Source organism: Streptomyces sp. CNQ329 (assembly GCF_000482585.1).
This window is the reverse complement of record NZ_AXVU01000036.1, coordinates 20,554-40,088: the sequence shown is the minus strand read 5'-3', so window position 1 is coordinate 40,088 and position 19,535 is coordinate 20,554. Positions and strand designations below refer to the sequence as shown.

Below are 19,535 nucleotides of genomic sequence, written 5' to 3'. Positions count from 1 at the left end.
TCAGGCATGGACCGCCGCATTTTCGGGCTTGAGAACGAGTACGGCGTCACGTGCACGTTCCGGGGGCAGCGCCGCCTGTCCCCGGACGAAGTGGCGCGCTACCTCTTCCGCCGAGTCGTATCCTGGGGCCGCAGCAGCAACGTCTTCCTGCGCAACGGTGCACGCCTGTACCTGGACGTCGGCTCGCACCCCGAATACGCAACTCCCGAGTGTGACAACGTCATCGAGCTGGTCACCCACGACAAGGCGGGCGAGCGCATCCTCGAGGGCCTCCTGGTGGACGCCGAGCGCCGGCTCCACGAAGAGGGCATCGCGGGCGACGTCTACCTCTTCAAGAACAACACCGACTCCGCCGGCAACTCCTACGGCTGCCACGAGAACTATCTGGTGGCCCGGCACGGCGAGTTCTCCCGGCTCGCCGACATCCTCATCCCGTTCCTCGTCACCCGGCAGCTCATCTGCGGCGCGGGCAAGGTGCTGCAGACGCCGCGCGGCGCGGTCTACTGCGTCAGCCAGCGCGCGGAGCACATCTGGGAGGGCGTCAGCTCCGCCACGACGCGCTCCCGGCCCATCATCAACACCCGTGACGAGCCGCACGCCGACGCCGAGCGCTACCGCAGGCTGCACGTCATCGTCGGGGACTCCAACATGTCCGAGACGACCATGCTGCTCAAGGTCGGCGCCACCGACCTCGTGCTGCGCATGATCGAGGCCGGCACCGTGATGCGCGACCTGACCCTGGAGAACCCGATCCGGGCCATCCGCGAGGTCAGCCACGACATGACCGGGCAGCGCAAGGTGCGGCTCGCCAGCGGGCGCGAGGCGTCGGCGCTGGAGGTGCAGCAGGAGTACTACGAGAAGGCCGTGGACTTCGTCGACCGCCGCGGCATCCGCACCGGCGTCGTCGAGCGCGTCCTGGAGCTGTGGGGCCGCACGCTGGAGGCGATCCGCTCCCAGGACCTCGCCAAGGTCGGCACGGAGATCGACTGGGTGATGAAGCACCAGCTCATCGAGCGCTACCGGGCGAAGAACAACATCACCCTCTCCCACCCCCGGATCGCGCAGATAGACCTCGCCTACCACGACATCCACCGCCGCCGCGGGCTGTACTACCTGCTGGAGAAGCGGGGCCAGGCCGCCCGTGTCTGCAACGACCTGAAGGTCTTCGAGGCCAAATCGGTCCCGCCGCAGACCACCCGGGCCAGGCTGCGCGGCGACTTCATCCGCCGGGCGCAGGAGCAGCGCCGCGACTTCACGGTGGACTGGGTGCATCTGAAGCTGAACGACCAGGCGCAGCGGACCGTGCTGTGCAAGGACCCGTTCCGCTCCGTGGACGACCGGGTGGAAAAGCTGATCGCCGGAATGTAGACGGGGCACGCGAGGTGCACGGGACGGGTGCGATGACGGGGATCCGGGTGCAAAGGCCGTAGAGTGGCCGGAGCTGCCCGGACCCCCTACACGAGTTGGACCCATGACACATCGCAAACTGATCCGCACGGGGGCGGCGCTCGTCGTGCCCGCCCTGCTGTTCGCCGCGGCCTGTGGCTCCGAGGACTCCTCCGACTCGGACAACGGGGGGAAGGCCGGCGCCGTGACCAAGGTCACGGGCGCCTTCGGTGAGGAGCCGAAGTTCGACGTCCCGGACGGTGCCAAGGCGTCCGACGAGGTCGTCGTCAAGGTCCTCAGCGAGGGCGACGGAGCCAAGGTCGGCGACGGCGACCAGGTCCGGCTGGACTTCGCCGGCAAGACCATGAAGGACGACGAGGACCTGGGCAGCACCTGGGCCGCCGCCGCCGCGGGCGGCGGCGGCCGGCAGGGCGCCGGCGCCGTGCACCAGCAGCTCATGGGGAAGGTCGGCGAGCCGAACCAGTCCCTGCCGCCGGACGTCCTCGACTCCGTCGAGGGCCACACGGTGGGCAGCCGCCTGCTGGTCGAGGGCACCGCGGGCGCGCTCGTCGGTGAGAGCCTCAATCCGGAGTCGGGCATCGGGAAGAGCGACGGCCTGGTCTGGGTCATCGATGTCGCCGGCGCCGGGAAGGTCGACCCCAAGGCCGAGCTGAAGGGCAAGTCCGCCGAGCCGCGGGACGGCATGCCGGAGATCGAGGTCCCCGCGGGCAAGGCCGCGAAGATCACCATCCCGGACGGCGAGGACGCCCCGGAGAAGCTGCAGGAGCAGGTCCTCATCAAGGGCAAGGGCGCCGAGGTCGAGGCCGGCCAGGGGCTCGTCGCCCAGTACACCGGCTACGCCTGGGAGGACGGCAAGAAGTTCGACGCCTCCTGGGACAACGCCGGCGCGGCCACCTTCCAGATCGGCACCGGCTCGGTCGTCAAGGGCTGGGACAAGGCGCTCGTCGGCAAGCAGGTCGGCGACCGGGTGCTGCTGGTCATCCCGCCGGACCTGGGCTACGGCAGTTCCAAGGGCCACGAGCTGGAGAAGAAGACGCTGGTCTTCGTCGTCGACATCCTCGGCACGGTCTGACCTGCGGTCCGCCCGGCCGGCCCGGGCTCGGGCGGGACCGGGGGGCGCCCGGGGCCGGACGGCCTCCGGATGTCGCCCCGCCCACACCTCACCCGCACTCCCGCACAACGGTAGGCGGCCCCTCTGACAGCACCGTCCCGGTCCCCGGGACGGTGCTGTGGGGGTATGGCCGTGCGTCCCGCCGGACCCGGAGCCGCCCCGGTGCCCGTGGGCCCGCCCGGACCGTGCAGGCCGTCGCCGCCCCGACCGGGGCGGCGACGGCCGCAGGTGTCCGGTGTTCGCCGGACGGTCCACCACCGGCGTTCCACCGGGGAGGCGGCGGGCCCGCCGCCCGGGGGCGTCTGCGAGACTTGGCAGCCCAGTCACCGTCACTCATGCGCGAGGAGTGTTCTTCCGTGAGCATCGAAAAGCCCGAGGTCGACTTCCCCGAGGGCCCGCCCCCGGCCGACCTGGAGGTCCAGGACCTGTGGGAGGGCAACGGCCCCGTCGCGAAGGCCGGTGACACCGTCTCCGTCCACTACGTCGGCGTCGCCTTCTCCAGCGGTGAGGAGTTCGACGCGAGCTGGAACCGCGGTAAGCCGCTGCAGTTCCAGCTCGGTGCCGGCCAGGTCATTCCCGGCTGGGACCAGGGCGTGGCGGGCATGAAGGTCGGCGGCCGGCGCCGGCTGACCATCCCGCCGCACCTGGCCTACGGCGAGGCCGGCGCCGGGGGCGGCCGGATCAAGCCGGGCGAGACGCTGATCTTCGTCTGCGACCTGGTCGCGGTCTGACGGCACCGTCCGCACACAGCAGAGCGCAGGGCCCTCGCCGTGAGGCGAGGGCCTTCGCTTTGGCCGCCGGGCCCAGGCGGAGTACGGTCGTCGTCTGCGAACACGAGCGACACGTGCGGACGACGGTCGCCGGCGGCAGCCGCTCGCTGCCCCGGACGCGCACTAAGGAGACCCCCTCGATGGCGATCGCCAAGGCGGAGCGGCTGATGTGCCTGGCGCTGTGCCTGCTCGGCACCGGCCGCCCGCTCAGCAAGCGTGAACTGCGCACCTCCATCGAGGCGTACGTGGAAGCCTTCGGACCCGGCCGCGGGGCCGCGTTCGGCTCCGACGCCTCCGGCGAGGACGCCTTCAACCGGATGTTCGAGCGGGACAAGGACGACCTGCGCGAGCTGGGGATGGTCATCGACACCGTCGAGGGCCTGGACGGTGAGCCGGGCTATCTGGCCCGCCGGGACAACAACAGGCTGCCGCCCGTCACCCTGGACGCCGAGGAGGCCGCCGCCCTCGGAGTGGCCGCGAAAGTCTGGCAGCAGGCCCGGCTCGCCGGCGCGGCCAGCGGCGCGCTGCAGAAGCTGCGCGCCGCCGGGATGCCGCTCGCCGGAGCGGCCGACGGCCCCGAGGCCGGCGCGGTGGAGCAGGGCAGCGCGCTGGAGCCGCGGATTCCGGTACGTGAGGCGGCGTTCGAGCCGCTGATGCTCGCCTGCCGGGACCGGCGGCCCGTCGTCTTCCCGTATCGCAAGGCCAATGCGGCCCGCCCGGAGGACCGGCACGTCGAACCGTGGCAATTGGAGTGCTGGCGTGGCCACTGGTACCTCGTCGGTCACGACCGGGGCCGCGACGCCGAGCGGGTCTTCCGGCTCTCCCGCATCACCGGCCGGGTGCGCAACCGCGGGCGTGGCTTCACGGCCGAGGTGCCGGACCGCGTGACCGTGCGCGAGACCGTCGAGCGCTGGGCCGGCGAGAGCGCCGACCGCTCGGCCCTGATCCGGCTGCGCGCCGGCGCCGGCTACCCGCTGCGCGCCCGCGCGTACGGCATCCGCGAGGCCGTGCGGCCCGGCTGGGACGAGCTGGAGATCCCGTACGGGCACGGGCTGGACGCCTGGCTGGTGGAGTTCGGGCCCGACGTGGTCGTCCTGGAGCCCGCCGAGCTGCGGGCCGACGTCATCGACCGGCTGCGCGCCGTGGCCAAGGGCTGAGGGAGGACGGGGGAGCAGTGGCCAGTGCCATCGACCAGACCAGGCGGATGCTGTCGCTGGTGACGTATCTGAGCGAGCGCAACGGCGCGTACCTCTCGGACGTCGCCCGCGCCTTCGGCGTCACCGAGGACGAGCTGATCGCCGACCTGGACGTGCTGCCCATGTGCGGGACGAGCTTCCGCGGCGGCGATCTGCTCGACATCGACACCGACGGCGAGCGCATCTGGTTCCGCAACCCCGAGTCCACCGGCACCGGCGAGCCGCTGCGATTGGCCGCGGATGAGGCCACCGCCCTGCTGGTGGCGGCCCGGGCCGTGGCCACCTTGCCGGGGCTGCGCGCCGGCGACCGGCAGGCGCTGCTGCGGGCCACCGCGAAGCTGGAGGCCGCGGCCGGCGAGTCCGCGGCGGCCAGCTCCAGCCTGTCGGTGACGTTCGAGTCCGAGGGCGGGGTCTTCGCCGAGGTGGACCGGGCCATCTCCGAGCGGCGCAGGCTGTGGCTGCGGTACTACTCGCCGTCGCGGGACGAGCTGACCGAGCGGGAGATCGACCCGATACGGCTCGTTTCCGTCGGGCACACGTACGTGGAGGCGTGGTGCCGGCTGTCGGAGGCCCGGCGTACGTTCCGGCTCGACCGCGTCGCGGCGATCCGGATCCTCGATGCCCCGGCCGACCCGCCGCCCGTCGAGCTGCGCGACCTGTCGGAGGGCATCGTCCAGCCGTCCGCGGAGGACCCCGAGGTCGTCATCGAGGTGGGACCGGGCGGCCGTTGGGTCGCCGAGTACTACCCGCACGACAGTGCGGAGGAACTGCCCGACGGCGGCCTGCGGATCTCGCTGCGCGCGCCGGACCCGGCATCGCTGCGCAGACTGGCGCTGCGGCTGGGCCGGGACGGGCGGATCGTCGCGCCGGGCGACCTGGCGGACAGCGCGCGTGACGCGGCGGTCAGGGCGCTTGCCGCATACGACGTCGAGTAACACATCCCATAATTCCGGCATAAGTAACGAAGAGTGCGTACAGGGCATGATCTGCCGCGGTGCCGGTGTCCTCCGCAGCCGCCGCGACGGCTAGGCTTCGCCCATGCTGTGGCCCATGACCGCCGTCGCGCTCGGCTTTCTCGGGCTCGTCGTGCTCGCCTTTCCCGCCGCTCGAGTCGCGCTGGAGGCGCACCGGCTGGCCCGCCGGCTGGACGAGGCGGCGCAGCAGGTCAGCCGCGCGTCACGCGACCTCGAACGCTCCGCGGCGGACGTCGCACGGCGGGCGGGGTCGCCACACGACCTCCCCGGAACGGATTTCGAGAGGTAGGCTGCAGGTCGCGGCTCCGGTGCGAGGCGGGAGCCACGATTGGTGTACGTCGGGGGATTGCCCGGGGTTCACCCCTGGGGGTTACGATCAATCACGCCCAAACCCACGCAGCCTCGGTGAGAAGGTAGACGCATATGTTCGGACGGCTCGGCCCTACCGAGATCATCCTCATTCTCGTCGTCGTCATTTTGCTGTTCGGCGCGAAGAAGCTTCCGGACATGGCCCGTTCGCTGGGCAAGTCGGCCCGCATCCTCAAGAGCGAGGCCAAGGCGATGAAGAACGAGGGCAAGACGGACGAGGCGGCTCCCGCCGACCCGCCGCAGCCCGCGCCGAAGACCATCCAGGCCGCCCCCGGCGACGTGACCAGCTCCCGCCCGGTCAGCGAGCCGCAGGTGAACGAGCAGCAGCCGCAGCAGTCACAGTCGCAGCGCTGAGGAATCCGCAGGGGCACACCGCGGCCGGAGACGGCCTCGCGGCACGAGATGAGGACGTGGGTTGCTAAGCGTTGCCCGCCGTAAAGAGCGCAAGGAGCGCCAGGAGAAGGACCCCGAGGGGCGCATGCCCCTGGCGGAGCACCTCAGGGAGCTTCGCGACCGGCTCGTCAAGGCCGTTGGGGCCATTCTCATCGTCTGTATCGCCGCGCTCTTCTTCTATCAGGACATCGTCGACTTCCTGATGGATCCGGTGCTCGAATCCGTCGGCTGCCCGGAGGACCTCCAGGCGTCGGAGATCGGCAAGGAGGAGGACTGCGCCTCCTTCACGGTCAACGGCCTCATCTCGCCGTTCACCATCATGCTGAAGGTCTCCTTCATGACCGGCATGGTGCTCTCGACGCCGATCTGGCTCTACCAGTTGTGGGCGTTCCTCGCCCCCGGGCTCCACAAGGAAGAGAAGAAGTACTCGCTCGGGTTCGTCGCCGCGGGCGTGCCGCTCTTCGTCGGCGGCGCCTTCTTCGCGTACAAGATCCTGCCGACCACGGCCGAGGTGCTCCTCGAGTTCACCCCGGAGAACGCCACCAACCTGCTGCCGCTGCCGGAGTTCATCGACCTGCTGACCCGCATGGTCGTGGTCTTCGGGCTCGCCTTCGAGCTGCCGCTCGTGCTCGTGATGCTCAACATGGGCGGCGCCGTCACCGGGCGCCGCATGCTCGGCTGGTGGCGGGCCATGATCTTCGGCATCGTCGCCTTCGGCGCGATCGCCACCCCCAGCACCGACCCGATCGGCATGTTCGCGCTGGCCGGCCCGGTGATCGTGCTGTACTTCCTGGCGACCGGGTTCTCCCTGCTCAACGACCGCCGCCGGGCCCGTATCGCGGCCCGTGGCCCGGCGGACGACGAGGCGTCCGACCTCGACCTCACCCCCGAGGACGTGGGCGACGTGGAGCCCGTGAGCGCCTCGGCGTCGCTGCCGGAGCAGTCCACCGGTGAGGCCGACAGCGCCGGCGGCGCCGGGAGCGGGGACAGCGCGCCCCGCAGAAATGGTTACGACGACGCCACGTGACCGCTAGGGTCACGCGGGTGACCAGCGATATCACCGTCTTCGTCAACCCCACCGCGGGCCGCGGCCGGGGCGCCAAGGCCGCCCCCGTCGTCGCCGGGGCGCTGCGCGACGCCGGCTACGAGGTGACCACCGTCCAGGGCCGCGACGCCGCCACCGCGCTCGCCGGCGCCCGCGAGGCCGTCGGCGCGGGCACCGGGGCGCTCATATCGGTCGGCGGCGACGGCATGGCCGCCCTGGCCCTGCAGGCCGTGGCCGGCACCGAGGTGCCCATGGGCATCGTGGCCGTGGGCACCGGCAACGACTTCGCCCGCGCCACCGGGCTGCCCGTACGCGACCCGGCCGCCGCCGCGGAGGCCGTCGTCGGCGCCCTGGAGTCCGGCAGTACCCGGGCGATCGACCTGGGCAAGGCGGGGGACACGTACTTCGCCACCGTGCTGGCCTCCGGCTTCGACTCCCGGGTCAATGATCGCGGCAACCGGATGAGCTGGCCTCCCGGCCGGTTCAAGTACGACGTGGCGATGCTCGCCGAGCTGGCGTCCTTCCGCCCGATCCCGTACAAGATGCGGCTCGACGACGGTCCCGAGACCGAGATCGAGGCGACCCTCGTCGCCGTCGGAAACGGCCCGTCGTACGGCGGCGGCATGCGGATCTGCCACGAGGCGCGGATGGACGACGGGCTCTTCGACATCACCGTCGTCGGCCGGTGCAGCCGGCGCACGCTGCTGCGCGTCTTCCCGCGGGTCTACAAGGGCACGCACCTGACCCATCCGGCCGTCACCGTGCACCGGGCCGCACGGGTGTCGCTGACCGCCGCGGACGTCACCGGGTACGCGGACGGGGAGCCGCTGGGGCCGCTGCCGCTGACCGCGGAGTGCGTGCCGGGCGCCGCCCGGCTGCTGGTGCGCTGAGCCGCCGGCCGGGCGCCGGGCGCGCTCCGCCGCCCGACCGGCTGACCTGGGGCGGTCCGGAAAGATCGGGTGCGCTGTCGGCGGCGCCCGGTAGGCTCGTACTCACGATGACCGACGAGCACATTCCTCCCGCCGAGGCGTACGCGGCGCACCGCCGCCGGGCCGCCGAGGAAGCCACCGCACTCGGCTCCTTCCGCGGGCTGTACGACTTCGCCCTCGACCCCTTCCAGCTCGACGCCTGCCGGGCCCTGGAGGACGGCCGGGGCGTGCTGGTCGCGGCGCCCACCGGCTCCGGCAAGACGGTCGTCGGCGAGTTCGCCGTGCACCTCGCGCTGGAGCAGGGCCGCAAGTGCTTCTACACCACGCCCATCAAGGCGCTGTCCAACCAGAAGTACGGCGACCTCGTCCGGCGCTACGGCCCCGGGAACGTCGGCCTGCTGACCGGCGACAACACCATCAACTCCGACGCCCCGGTGATCGTCATGACCACCGAGGTGCTGCGGAACATGCTCTATGCGGGCTCCCAGACCCTCCTCGGCCTCGGCTACGTGGTCATGGACGAGGTGCACTACCTCTCCGACCGCTTCCGCGGCGCCGTCTGGGAAGAGGTGATCATCCACCTCCCGGAGTCCGTCACCCTGGTCTCCCTGTCGGCGACGGTCTCCAACGCCGAGGAGTTCGGTGCCTGGCTCGACACCGTACGCGGCGACACCGCCGTCATCGTCTCCGAGCACCGCCCCGTGCCCCTGTGGCAGCACGTGATGGCCGGCCGCCGGATGTACGACCTGTTCGAGGAGCGCACCGGCGCGGGCGGCAGGAAGGAGTCAGCCAAGGCGGTCAACCCGGACCTGCTGCGGCTGGCCCGGCAGGAGTACTCCCGCCCGCCCGGCCCCCGCGACCGCCGCCGCGGCCGGGGCCGCGAGGCCGACCGGGAGCGGGAGCGGCGTTCCCGCGGCCGGGTCTGGACGCCCAGCCGTGTCGAGGTCATCGAGCGGCTGGACGCCGAGGCCCTGTTGCCGGCGATCACGTTCATCTTCAGCCGCGCCGGGTGCGAGGGCGCCGTACAGCAGTGCCTCTACGCCGGCCTCAGGCTCAACGACGAGGAGGAGCGGGCCGCGGTCCGCGAGATCGCCGAGCTGCGCACGGCGGCGATCCCCCGCGAAGACCTGCACGTGCTCGGCTACTTCGACTGGCTGGAGGCCCTGGAGCGGGGCATCGCCGCGCACCACGCCGGGATGCTGCCGACGTTCAAGGAGGTCGTCGAGGAGCTGTTCGCCAAGGGCCTGGTCAAGGCGGTCTTCGCGACCGAGACGCTGGCCCTGGGCATCAACATGCCGGCGCGCTCGGTGGTGCTGGAGAAGCTGGTGAAGTGGAACGGCGAGACCCACGCCGACATCACGCCCGGCGAGTTCACGCAGTTGACCGGCCGCGCCGGGCGCCGCGGAATCGACGTCGAGGGCCACGCCGTGGTGCTGTGGCAGCGGGGCATGAGCCCGGAGTACGTCGCGGGCCTGGCCGGCACCCGGACGTATCCGCTGCGCTCCTCCTTCCGCCCCTCGTACAACATGGCGGTCAATCTCGTCGCCCAGTTCGGCCGGCACCGTACGCGCGAGCTGCTGGAGATGTCCTTCGCGCAGTTCCAGGCGGACAAGTCCGTCGTCGGCATCTCCCGCCAGGTGCAGAAGAACGAGGAGGGCCTGGCCGGCTACCGCGAGGCGATGACCTGCCACCTCGGTGACTTCGAGGAGTACGCGCGGCTGCGCCGTGACCTGAAGGACCGCGAGACGGAGCTGGCCCGCCAGGGCGCCGCCCAGCGCCGCGCCGCCGCCGCGGGCTCGCTGGAGAAGCTGCGCCCGGGCGACGTGATCCACGTGCCCACCGGCAAGTTCGCCGGCCTCGCCCTCGTCCTCGACCCCGGCACGCCCGCGGGCCGCACCAACGGCCACCGCGGGCTGGAACAGCACGACGGCCCCCGCCCGCTGGTGCTCACGGCCGCCCGGCAGGTCAAGCGGCTGGCCGCGATGGACTTCCCGGTGCCCGTGGAGCCGCTGGAGCGGATGCGCATCCCCAAGTCCTTCAACCCCAAGAGCCCGCAGTCCCGGCGCGACCTGGCGTCCGCGCTGCGCACCAAGGCGGGCCACCTGGAGCCGCGGCGGCACCGCAAGGAGCGCGCCGCCGCCGCCGACGACGCCGAGATCGCCCGGCTGCGCAAGGCGATCCGGGCCCACCCCTGCCACGGCTGCGACGAACGCGAGGACCACGCCCGCTGGGCCGAGCGGTATCACCGGCTGCTGCGTGACACCCGCCAGTTGGAGCGCCGCATCGAGGGCCGGACGAACACCATCGCCCGCACCTTCGACCGGGTCTACGCCCTCCTCACCGAGCTGGGCTACATCGCCGAGAAGGGCGGCGGCGAGCAGGTCACCGACGACGGCCGCCGCCTCGCCCGGCTCTACGGCGAGCTGGACCTGCTGGCCGCCGAGTGCCTGCGCGAGGGCGTCTGGGAGGGCCTGGGCCCCGCCGAGCTGGCCGCCTGCGCCTCCGCGCTGGTCTACGAGACCCGGCAGTCCGACGACGCGCTGCCGCCGAAACTCCCCGGCGGCGGCGCCAAGCGGGCCCTGGGCGACATGGTGCGCATCTGGGGTCGGCTCGACGCCCTGGAGGAGGAGCACCGCATCAGCCAGACCGAGGGCGTCGGCCAGCGTGAGCCGGACCTCGGCTTCGCGTGGGCCGCGTACCAGTGGGCGTCCGGGCGCAGCCTGGACGAGGTGCTGCGCGAGGCGGACATGCCGCCCGGTGACTTCGTGCGCTGGTGCAAGCAGTTGATCGACGTGCTCGGCCAGTTGTCCGGCGCGGCCGCCCCCGAGAGCACGGTCGCGGGCAGCGCCCGCAAGGCGGTCGACAAGCTGCTGCGCGGCGTCGTGGCGTACAGCTCGGTGGGCTGAGCGGGACGGTCGGCCGCCCCGCCCCCAGCCGGCGACCGCGCCGGCCGGCTACCGGTGCGGGCGGACTCAGGGCGTGGAGCCGGCGGCCGGCTCCGTGCCCTCCTGCTCGCGTTCGACGGCCTCGTTCCACTGTTTCTTCGAGGACTGCCAGCCGTCCTCGTCGTGGCCGAGCCGCCAGTAGCCGGAGATCGACAACTGCTCGCGCGGCAGCCGCCGTTCCAGCCGCAGGTGCCGGCGGAGTTCCCTGACCATCCCGGCCTCGCCGTGCACGAAGACCTGCGCCCGTCCGGGCGGGAAGTCCAGCGCCCTCACCGCCTCGACGAGCGCGCGGCCCACCGGCCGGCCGTCGCGGTACAGCCAGGTGACGCCGGCGCCCTCGGGCGCCGCCAGCGGCTGCCGCTCGGCCGCGTCGGCCACCTCGATCAGCACGTGCGCCACGGCGCCGTCGGGTACGCGCTCCAGCGACGCGGCGATGGCCGGCAGCGCGCTCTCGTCGCCGGCCAGCAGGTGCCAGTCGGCGGCCGGGCTCGGTGCGTAGGCGCCTCCGGGGCCGAGGAAGCGCACCACCTCGCCCGGGCGGGCACGCAGCGCCCACGGCCCGGCCACGCCCGCCTCGCCGTGCACGACGAAGTCCAGCGCCAGCTCCCGCGCCTTGGCGTCCCAGCCGCGCACGGTGTACGTACGCATCAGCGGCCACCGGTCGCGGGGCAGGTCGCGCCGGATGGCCTCCAGGTCGTACGGCTCGGGGTACTCCGCGCCCGGTGCGGGGAAGAGGAGCTTGACGTAGTGGTCGGTCCACTCGCCCGCCGTGAAGCCCGACAACTCCTCGCCGCCGAGGACCACGCGCACCATGTGCGGCGTGAGGTGTTCGGTGCGCACCACGCGGGCGGTGTGGACCTGGCGCTTCCGGCCGGCGGGGCGGTCTGGCACGTGAGCCTCCGGGACAGAGAGGAAGTTAGGGTTACCTAACCTAACACCCCGGGTGCCTGTCCGCGGCCGGGAGCATCCCCGGCGTGCCCCGCCTCGCCCGGCCGTCAGCCGCGCAGCGTCGTCAGCAGCCGCTCCAGGGACCCCCCGAGCCCCCACCGCTTCCCGAGGGCCGCCAGCCGCTCCGGGTCCCGCGGCGTCCGCGGCAGCGCCGCGTCGTACGCCGGCAGCGGTACGTCGGCCGCGACCCGCACCACCTTCGGCGCCACCTTCACGTACGGCCGTGACTCGGCCAGCTTGCGCCGCTGCGCCGGGGTGAGCCGCGAGGCGGGGTCGTCGACGGCGGCCATGATGCCGGCGAGGTCGCCGTAGGCGTCCAGGAGCTTGGCCGCGGTCTTCTCGCCGATGCCCGGCACCCCCGGCAGGCCGTCGCTGGGGTCGCCGCGCAGCAGGGCCAGGTCGGCGTAGCCGGAGCCGTCGACACCGTACTTCGCGCGCAGCGCCGCACCGTCCATGACGGTCGCGTTGCCGACGCCCTTGACGGGGTAGACCACCCGTACCCCCCGGGCGTCGTCGATCAACTGGAACAGGTCGCGGTCGCCCGTGATGATGTCCACGGGCCCGGTGGCGCGTGCGGTCAGGGTGCCGATCACGTCGTCCGCCTCGTACGGGGCCACTCCCACCCGCGCGATGCCGAGCGCGTCCAGCACCTCCTCGATGACGGGCACCTGCGGCGACAGCGTGTCCGGCACCACCTCCTCGTCCGCTTCCGCCTCGCCGGGGTGCTCCTCGGCGACCCGGTGCGCCTTGTACGAGGGGATGAGGTCCACCCGCCACTGCGGGCGCCAGTCGGCGTCCATGCAGGCCACGAGGTCGTCGGGGCGGTGGTCGGCGACGAGCCGGGAGATGAAGTCGAGCAGCCCCCGCACGGCGTTCACGGGGGTGCCGTCGGGGGCCGTGACCGATTCCGGTACGCCGAAGTACGCGCGGAAGTAGAGGCTGGCCGTGTCGAGCAGCATCAGGCGTCGGGTCATCCCCTGATGATGCCGCATGCGCGGCGACCAAACGCGATCGCGATGTGAACTGGATCACGCCGTGGTTTGGACATCGGGTTCCTGGGCAGCGGCGGAGGTGGAGTGAACCGATGGTCTATGCACAGACAATTCGGTAAGCATCAGGGCAGAACCCGCGTCACTCCACGACCTGCCGACGGGGGAGGCAGGTCGATTTTTCCGTTCGAGGCGTGAGGTGTATGTGAGCAGGCTCCAGGCGGAACGCCTGTACAAGGTGTTCGGCAAACGGCCAGAAGACGCGGTCGCCAGGCTAGAGGCGGGTGAGGACCGGGAGAAACTTCGCAAGAAGGGGACGACCGCGGCGGTGGTGGACGCATCGTTCACCGTCGAGCCGGGCGAGATATTCGTGGTCATGGGCCTCTCCGGGTCCGGCAAGTCCACATTGCTGCGCATGCTCAACGGGCTCCTCGACGCCACATCGGGCAGGGTGCTCTTCGACGGTCAGGACCTGACGTCGCTGAGCGACCGCGAGATGCGTGACGTGCGCTCCACGAAGATCAGCATGGTGTTCCAGCACTTCGCGCTCTTCCCGCACCGCAGTGTGCTGGAGAACGCCGCGTACGGTCTGGAGGTCCAGGGCATACCCCGGCAGGAGCGCGAGAAGCGCGCCACCGAGGCCCTGAAGCTGACCGGTCTGGAGGGCTGGGAGCATCACTGGCCCGACGAGCTGTCCGGCGGCATGAAGCAGCGCGTCGGGCTGGCCCGCGCCCTGGCCACCGACGCCGACCTGCTGCTCATGGACGAGTCCTTCAGCGCCCTCGACCCGCTGATCCGGCGGGACATGCAGGACCAGCTCATCGAGCTGCAGTCCAAGCTGAAGAAGACCATCGTGTTCATCACCCACGACCTGAACGAGGCCATGCGCCTGGGCGACCGCATCGCCGTCATGCGCGACGGCCGCATCGTCCAGATAGGCACCCCCGAGGACATCCTCGTCCGGCCCGCGGACGACTACGTCCGCCGCTTCGTCGAGGACGTCGACCGCACGCGCGTGCTCACCGCGGGCTCCATCATGGAGGAGCCGCAGGACGGCCTCTCCCCGAACGAGCTGCGCGCCGCCGCCCCCGTCAGCGTCACCGAGGACACCCCCGTCGCGGAGCTGTTCGGTCCGTTCGCCACCGGCGACGACGCCGTCGGCGTCACCGACGCGGACGGCGACCTCGTCGGACTCGTGGAGCGCGGCCGGCTGCTGTCCATCCTCGGCGACCAGGCCGGCGACGACGAGGGCGAGAGGGTGACCGCCGGTGCCTGAGATCGACTTCGGATCCCGCGTCGAGTCGGTCGTCGACTGGCTCAAGGACCACCTCGGCTGGCTCTTCGACTTCATCGACACGGTCCTGTCCGGCATGTACGACGGCGTCAACGCGGTCCTCGACGCGCCGGAACCGCTCGTCATGGCCGGCATCTTCGCCGTGATCGCCTTCTGGCTGCGCGGCCCGCTGCCGGCGGTGCTCGCATTCGCCGGCTTCGCCGTCGTCGACTCGGTGCAGCTGTGGCCGGAGGCCATGGAGACCCTGTCGATGGTGCTGGTCGCCACCTTGATCACCGTGGTGGTCGCGGTGCCGCTGGGCATCTGGGCGGCCCGTAACAAGGTCGTCAGCGCCGCCGTCAGGCCGATGCTCGACTTCATGCAGACGATGCCCGCCTTCGTCTATCTGATCCCGGGCGTCATCTTCTTCTCCATCGGCATCACCCCGGGCATCATCGCGACCATCGTGTTCGCCATGCCGCCCGGTGTGCGCATGACCGAGCTGGGCATCCGCCAGGTCGACGCGGAACTCGTCGAGGCCGCCCAGGCGTTCGGCACCAGGCCCGCCGACACGTTGCGCCGCGTGCAACTGCCGCTGGCGCTGCCGACGATCATGGCCGGCGTCAACCAGGTCATCATGCTCGCGCTGTCGATGGTCGTCATCGCCGGCATGGTCGGCGGCGGCGGCCTCGGCGAGGTCGTCTACAACGCCGTCACCCGGGTCGCCATCGGCACCGGCTTCGAAAGCGGTCTCGTCGTCGTCATCCTGGCCATGTACCTGGACCGGATGACCGGCGCGCTCAACCAGCGCGTCTCGCCGCTCGGCCGGCGCGCGCTCGCCAAGACCGCGGCCGCGGTCGACCGGTGGAAGTTCCTGCACTACAAGCCCACCACCGCGATCGCCACCGTCGGCATCGTCGTGCTGGCCCTGCTCGCCGGCGGGCTGAACCTGGCCGACTCCGACGACGACGACGGGGGCACCCCGCAGGCCGCGTCCACGGACGTCGGCCAGGGCCGGCAGATCGACATCGGCTACATCCCGTGGGACGAGGGCATCGCCTCCACCTTCCTGTGGAAAGAGGTGCTGGAGCAGCGCGGCTTCGAGGCCGAGGCCAAGCAGCTCGACCCGGGTCCGCTCTTCACCGCCGTCTCCGAGGGCCAGGTCGACTTCCAGACCGACGCCTGGCTGCCCGTGACCCACGAGCAGTACTGGAAGAAGTTCGGCGACAAGATGGAGGACATGGGCTCCTGGTACGGGCCGACGACGCTGGAGCTGTCCGTTCCGTCGTACATGAAGGACGTCAAGTCGCTGGAGGATCTGAAGGATCACAAGGGCGAGTTCGGCGGGAAGATCATCGGCATCGAGGCCAGCGCCGGCATGATGGGGATCCTGAAGGACAAGGTCGTCAACGAGTACGGCCTGGAGGACTGGGAGGTCGTCTCCTCGTCCACCTCCTCGATGCTTGCCGAGCTGGAGCGCGCGTACGAGGCGGAGGAGCCGGTCGTCGTGACGCTGTGGTCGCCGCACTGGGCGTACGGCAAGTGGGACCTGACCAAGCTGGAGGACCCGAAGGGCGCCTGGGGCTCCGGTGACGACGTGCACACCACCGCGCGCAAGGGCTTCGCGAAGGACGAGCCCGTCGTCGCCGGGTGGCTGCGCGACTTCACCATGAAGGAGAAGGAGCTCACCAGCCTGGAGGAGATGATCGTCGAAGCCGGGGAGGGCAAGGAGCAGCAGGCCGTCCGCGACTGGCTGGAGCAGAACAAGGGCTACATCGACAAGATGGCCCCGCTGCCGGAGGGCGGCAGCGGCGGCGGCACCCAGGGCAAGGACGCCGGCAAGACCGTGAACCTCGGCTACTTCCCGTGGGACGAGGCCATCGCGTCCACGTACCTGTGGCAGAACGTGCTGGAGGACCGCGGCTACAAGACCAACGTCAAGCAGCTCGACCCCGGCCCGCTGTACACCGCGCTCGCCGAAGGCCAGATGGACGTGCAGTTCGACGCCTGGCTGCCGGTGACGCACGAGCAGTACTGGGAGAGATTCGGCGACGACCTCACCGACATCGGCTCCTGGTACGGGCCGACGACGCTGGAGCTGTCCGTTCCGTCGTACATGAAGGACGTCAAGTCGCTGGAGGATCTGAAGGATCACAAGGGCGAGTTCGGCGGGAAGATCATCGGCATCGAGGCCAGCGCCGGCATGATGGGGATCCTGAAGGACAAGGTCGTCAACGAGTACGGCCTGGAGGACTGGGAGGTCGTCTCCTCGTCCACCTCCTCGATGCTCGCCGAGCTGGAGCGCGCGTACGACAAGAAGGAGCCCATCGTCGTGACGCTCTGGTCGCCGCACTGGGCCTACGGCAAGTGGGACCTGACCAAGCTGGAGGACCCGAAGGGGGCCTGGGGCAAGGGCGACGACATCCACACCGTGGCCAAGAAGGACTTCGCCGAGGACTTCCCGGAGTTCCACAAGTGGCTGAAGGACTTCAAGCTCTCCGAGGAGGAGCTGTCCTCGCTGGAGGTCGAGATCCAGAACGGCGGAGAGGGCAAGGAGAAGGAGTCCGCCCGCACGTGGATGGACGACAACCCCGAGGTCGTCGACAGGATCGCACCGCTTTCCTGACCGACGGCCGCCACACCGTCCGGGCGCCCCGCCGTCCCCTCTCCAGGGGGCGGCGGGGCGTCCGCCCGTTCACGCACTGTCGCCTGTCCCGTCCTGTCCCGTCCTGCCTTGTCGGCCGGCTTACGGCTCGCTCCGGGCCGCGAGAAGATCACCGCGGGCCACCGCCGTCCCCGTACGCACCGCGGCCGTCAGCCAGGCCGCCGCCAGCAGCCCGTACAGCAGTACCGCCAGCCCGCGGAACGCCGTGAGCCCCGTGTGCTCCGCCAGGCCGGCCGCACCCGTCACGCAGGTGCCGACCGGGAACGTGAACGCCCACCACGTGAGCGCGAACGGCATACCGCGCCGCACGGCCCGTACGACCAGCGCCCCCGCCAGCGCCAGCCACAGCAGCGCGAACCCCAGCACCGGCACCCCGTACAGCGTCGCGAACGCCGCGGGCACCGCCGCCGAGCCGCCGGCCAGCGCCCCCGCGGCCGTCGTCGACTGCCCGAGCGGCCCCAGCACCAGGAAGAGCGCCGGCGTCAGCGCGAGCGGCAGCGGCCCCCGGTCCACCAGCCGGGCGAAGACCAGCGGCAGTATCAGCAGCGTCGCCAGCAGGCTCAGCCCGAACATCGCGAAGCACCCCAGCAGCAGCGACTCCCGCCACTGCCCGGCCGGCAGCCGCGGCGCCAGCGCCGGGCCCGTCGCGGCCGACACCATCGGCGCCACCACCGGCAGCAGCCACACCGGGGAGGCGGCGCCCGGCCGCACCCGGTGACCCACGACCATCAGATACGGCACCGCCACGGCCGCCACCAGCCCCACCGCGGTGCCCGCCGCCCACAGCCCGGCGTGCACGGCGAACGCCGCATCCGCGCCCGTGACCCGACCGCCCACCGCCGTCGTCGCGGCGCCGACCGCGAGCAGGGCCATCGACAGACACCCGTAGAACGGCGCGACCGCCGGATCGGCGAGTTGTTCCCGGGCGCGGTCGGGGTGCCGGGTCCAGTGCACGGCGCGCGCGGCCAGCAGCGTGGCGAGGAGGACGGCGGACAGCACCCAGACGGGCACGAGCGCGGCGGCCGGCAGGCCGACCGCGGCGCCGGCGGTGGCGACGATGGCGGTGCCCATGACGCCGGCGTACCACTGAGGGCCGAGATCGCGGGTGGACAGCCTGTGCCCCGCGCGTGCGGTGGCGTTCGGGTGCGGGCGGACGAGCGCGGTGGTGGCGGCCATGGCACCAGCCTCGGCGGGACCGCGGGCGCCCGGTAGGGGCCGATTTCCTCTCGGCTCATAAGCTGGGGTTATGAGCGCGTACGAGGCCGGGGACGCCCCGGAGCCGTCGCTGGCCCGCCGGGTGCCGGACCTGGCGGCGCTGGAACTGCTGCTCGCCGTCGCCCGGCTCGGCAGCCTCGGGCGGGCGGCGAAGGCCGTCGGCGTGAGCCAGCCCGCCGCCAGCGCCCGCATCCGGTCCATGGAGCGGCAGCTCGGCGTCGCGCTCGTCCACCGCTCGCCCGCAGGCTCGCGGCTCACCGACGCGGGCGGCGTGGTGACGGAGTGGGCCCGGCGGGTGGTGGAGGCGGCGGAGGCGTTCGACGCGGGCGCGGCGGCGCTGCGCGCGCGGCGCGACTCGCGGCTGCGGGTGGCGGCGAGCCTCACCGTCGCGGAGTACCTGCTGCCGGGGTGGCTGGTCGCCCTGCGCGCGTCGCGGCCCGAGACGGCGGTGTCGCTGCAGGCGGGGAACTCGGCGGCGGTGGCGTCGCAGGTCCGCTCCAACGCGGCGGACCTGGGGTTCGTGGAGGGGACGGGCGCACCGGAAGGGCTGGACGACGCGGTCATCGGACATGACCGGCTGCTGGTCGTGGTCGCACCGTCGCATCCGTGGGCACTGCGCCGGCGGGGATTGCCGCCGGCGGAGCTGGCGGGGGCGGCGCTGGTGCTGCGGGAGCAGGGGTCGGGTACGCGGCAGGTGCTGGACGAGGCACTGGCCCCGTACGGCGGGCTGGGCGTGCCGCTGCTGGAGCTGGCGTCCACGACGGCGGTGAAGTCGGCGGCGGTCACGGGGGCGGGTCCGGCGGTGCTGTCGGAGCTGGCGGTGGCGGACGAGGTCTCGGCCCGGCGGCTGGCGGCGGTGGAGGTGACGGGCCTGGAACTGACCCGGGCGCTGCGGGCGGTCTGGCCCCGGGGCCAGCGCCCCACGGGCCCGGCCCGGGACCTGCTGTCCCTGACGCAGTCCGGCAAGGCCACGTAGCCGCGCGCCGGCCGCGGAGGCCGGCCCGGCAGTTGCCTGTGCCTGTCGCAGGTGGTGTCCGATGACCCCGCCATGAGCGCCGCGATGACCGAGAGCGTCCGCGCCAAGGGCATCCCGTGGCAGACCCGGACGCCCGCCGAGGTCGACGCCCTCGTCGAGGGTCTGGAGCCGGTCGAGCCGGGGTTCGTGGATCTCGCCGACTGGCGGCCCGACCCGTTCCAGCCGCCGCTGGCGCCCGTCGACGCGGCCCTCAGGCCCTACCTCGGCACGACGAAGCACGCCAAGCCCGTCTACGAATACGGCGGCATCGTCGTCAAGCCCGCGGGCTGA

The 19,535-nt window shown here is 72.1% G+C and carries 17 protein-coding genes; 14 read left to right on the top strand and 3 right to left on the bottom strand.

Translation table 11 applies throughout. The features are described 5' to 3' along the window. The first annotated feature begins 6 nt into the window (after positions 1-6). The 10 genes from pafA to I003_RS0122385 all read left to right on the top strand — a co-directional run bounded on the left by pafA (position 7) and on the right by I003_RS0122385 (position 11,100). The gene (pafA, locus tag I003_RS0122430; RefSeq protein WP_027773567.1) at positions 7-1,368 is read left to right on the top strand and encodes a Pup--protein ligase; all 1,362 of its coding nucleotides are present in this window, start codon (positions 7-9) and stop codon (positions 1,366-1,368) included. 103 nt (positions 1,369-1,471) lie between these two features. Then, positions 1,472-2,479, top strand: a complete 1,008-nt coding sequence (locus I003_RS0122425) for an FKBP-type peptidyl-prolyl cis-trans isomerase (RefSeq protein WP_027773566.1) — start codon at positions 1,472-1,474, stop codon at positions 2,477-2,479. 395 nt (positions 2,480-2,874) lie between these two features. After that, positions 2,875-3,249, top strand: a complete 375-nt coding sequence (locus I003_RS0122420; RefSeq protein ID WP_027773565.1) for an FKBP-type peptidyl-prolyl cis-trans isomerase — start codon at positions 2,875-2,877, stop codon at positions 3,247-3,249. A gap of 179 nt (positions 3,250-3,428) precedes the next feature. Further along, entirely contained in the window at positions 3,429-4,445 is a 1,017-nt protein-coding gene (locus I003_RS0122415; protein ID WP_027773564.1) for a WYL domain-containing protein, read from the top strand. A gap of 47 nt (positions 4,446-4,492) precedes the next feature. Next, complete coding sequence (locus tag I003_RS0122410) at positions 4,493-5,419, top strand: WYL domain-containing protein (RefSeq protein WP_037721449.1); 927 nt, start codon at positions 4,493-4,495, stop codon at positions 5,417-5,419. Between the two features lie 103 nt (positions 5,420-5,522). Continuing rightward, on the top strand, positions 5,523-5,747 hold the full coding sequence (locus I003_RS0122405) for a hypothetical protein (protein WP_027773562.1): 225 nt from the start codon (positions 5,523-5,525) through the stop codon (positions 5,745-5,747). Between the two features lie 134 nt (positions 5,748-5,881). Continuing rightward, positions 5,882-6,181: a Sec-independent protein translocase subunit TatA gene (gene tatA / locus I003_RS0122400; protein WP_027773561.1), complete on the top strand. Its 300-nt coding sequence runs from the start codon at positions 5,882-5,884 to the stop codon at positions 6,179-6,181. A 124-nt stretch (positions 6,182-6,305) separates the two neighbouring features. Beyond that, entirely contained in the window at positions 6,306-7,247 is a 942-nt protein-coding gene (gene tatC / locus I003_RS0122395; RefSeq protein WP_027773560.1) for a twin-arginine translocase subunit TatC, read from the top strand. Between the two features lie 17 nt (positions 7,248-7,264). Next, on the top strand, positions 7,265-8,155 hold the full coding sequence (locus I003_RS0122390; RefSeq protein ID WP_027773559.1) for a diacylglycerol kinase: 891 nt from the start codon (positions 7,265-7,267) through the stop codon (positions 8,153-8,155). A 107-nt stretch (positions 8,156-8,262) separates the two neighbouring features. Beyond that, positions 8,263-11,100 (top strand): DEAD/DEAH box helicase, encoded by a 2,838-nt coding sequence (locus tag I003_RS0122385; protein WP_027773558.1) that lies wholly within the window; start codon positions 8,263-8,265, stop codon positions 11,098-11,100. 66 nt (positions 11,101-11,166) lie between these two features. Here the strand turns inward: I003_RS0122385 and I003_RS0122380 are convergent, their stop codons facing one another. Next, positions 11,167-12,030, bottom strand: coding sequence for a siderophore-interacting protein (locus tag I003_RS0122380; RefSeq protein ID WP_027773557.1), 864 nt, complete (start codon positions 12,028-12,030; stop codon positions 11,167-11,169). Between the two features lie 104 nt (positions 12,031-12,134). Continuing rightward, a complete protein-coding gene (locus tag I003_RS0122375) occupies positions 12,135-13,046 on the bottom strand; it encodes a 5'-3' exonuclease (RefSeq protein WP_027773556.1) in 912 nt (303 codons plus the stop codon). Positions 13,047-13,275: 229 nt separating this feature from the next. On the opposite strand from I003_RS0122375, the gene I003_RS0122370 reads away from it, so the two are divergent. Both I003_RS0122370 and I003_RS0122365 read left to right on the top strand, forming a co-directional pair. Continuing rightward, on the top strand, positions 13,276-14,352 hold the full coding sequence (locus I003_RS0122370) for a betaine/proline/choline family ABC transporter ATP-binding protein (RefSeq protein WP_199784340.1): 1,077 nt from the start codon (positions 13,276-13,278) through the stop codon (positions 14,350-14,352). Next, a complete protein-coding gene (locus tag I003_RS0122365) occupies positions 14,345-16,975 on the top strand; it encodes an ABC transporter permease/substrate binding protein (protein WP_027773554.1) in 2,631 nt (876 codons plus the stop codon). The genes I003_RS0122370 and I003_RS0122365 overlap by 8 nt, the downstream gene beginning before the upstream one ends. A gap of 120 nt (positions 16,976-17,095) precedes the next feature. Here I003_RS0122365 and I003_RS0122360 read toward each other — a convergent pair whose 3' ends face one another. Next, the gene (locus I003_RS0122360) at positions 17,096-18,190 is read right to left on the bottom strand and encodes an SLAC1 family transporter (protein ID WP_027773553.1); all 1,095 of its coding nucleotides are present in this window, start codon (positions 18,188-18,190) and stop codon (positions 17,096-17,098) included. A gap of 70 nt (positions 18,191-18,260) precedes the next feature. On the opposite strand from I003_RS0122360, the gene I003_RS0122355 reads away from it, so the two are divergent. Beyond that, entirely contained in the window at positions 18,261-19,205 is a 945-nt protein-coding gene (locus I003_RS0122355; protein ID WP_027773552.1) for a LysR family transcriptional regulator, read from the top strand. Positions 19,206-19,241: 36 nt separating this feature from the next. Then, entirely contained in the window at positions 19,242-19,535 is a 294-nt protein-coding gene (locus I003_RS0122350) for an SAM-dependent methyltransferase (RefSeq protein WP_486584338.1), read from the top strand.

What these genes read in the sequence shown, in the direction of transcription:
- I003_RS0122410 (WP_037721449.1), top strand. Translation starts at nt 4,493, where the DNA reads ATGCTGTCGCTGGTGACGTATCTGAGCGAGCGCAACGGCGCGTACCTC.
- I003_RS0122360 (WP_027773553.1), bottom strand. Translation starts at nt 18,190, where the DNA reads ATGGCCGCCACCACCGCGCTCGTCCGCCCGCACCCGAACGCCACCGCA.
- I003_RS0122425 (WP_027773566.1), top strand. Translation starts at nt 1,472, where the DNA reads ATGACACATCGCAAACTGATCCGCACGGGGGCGGCGCTCGTCGTGCCC.
- tatC (WP_027773560.1), top strand. Translation starts at nt 6,306, where the DNA reads ATGCCCCTGGCGGAGCACCTCAGGGAGCTTCGCGACCGGCTCGTCAAG.
- I003_RS0122375 (WP_027773556.1), bottom strand. Translation starts at nt 13,046, where the DNA reads ATGCTGCTCGACACGGCCAGCCTCTACTTCCGCGCGTACTTCGGCGTA.
- tatA (WP_027773561.1), top strand. Translation starts at nt 5,882, where the DNA reads ATGTTCGGACGGCTCGGCCCTACCGAGATCATCCTCATTCTCGTCGTC.
- I003_RS0122405 (WP_027773562.1), top strand. Translation starts at nt 5,523, where the DNA reads ATGCTGTGGCCCATGACCGCCGTCGCGCTCGGCTTTCTCGGGCTCGTC.
- I003_RS0122355 (WP_027773552.1), top strand. Translation starts at nt 18,261, where the DNA reads ATGAGCGCGTACGAGGCCGGGGACGCCCCGGAGCCGTCGCTGGCCCGC.
- I003_RS0122415 (WP_027773564.1), top strand. Translation starts at nt 3,429, where the DNA reads ATGGCGATCGCCAAGGCGGAGCGGCTGATGTGCCTGGCGCTGTGCCTG.
- pafA (WP_027773567.1), top strand. Translation starts at nt 7, where the DNA reads ATGGACCGCCGCATTTTCGGGCTTGAGAACGAGTACGGCGTCACGTGC.
- I003_RS0122385 (WP_027773558.1), top strand. Translation starts at nt 8,263, where the DNA reads ATGACCGACGAGCACATTCCTCCCGCCGAGGCGTACGCGGCGCACCGC.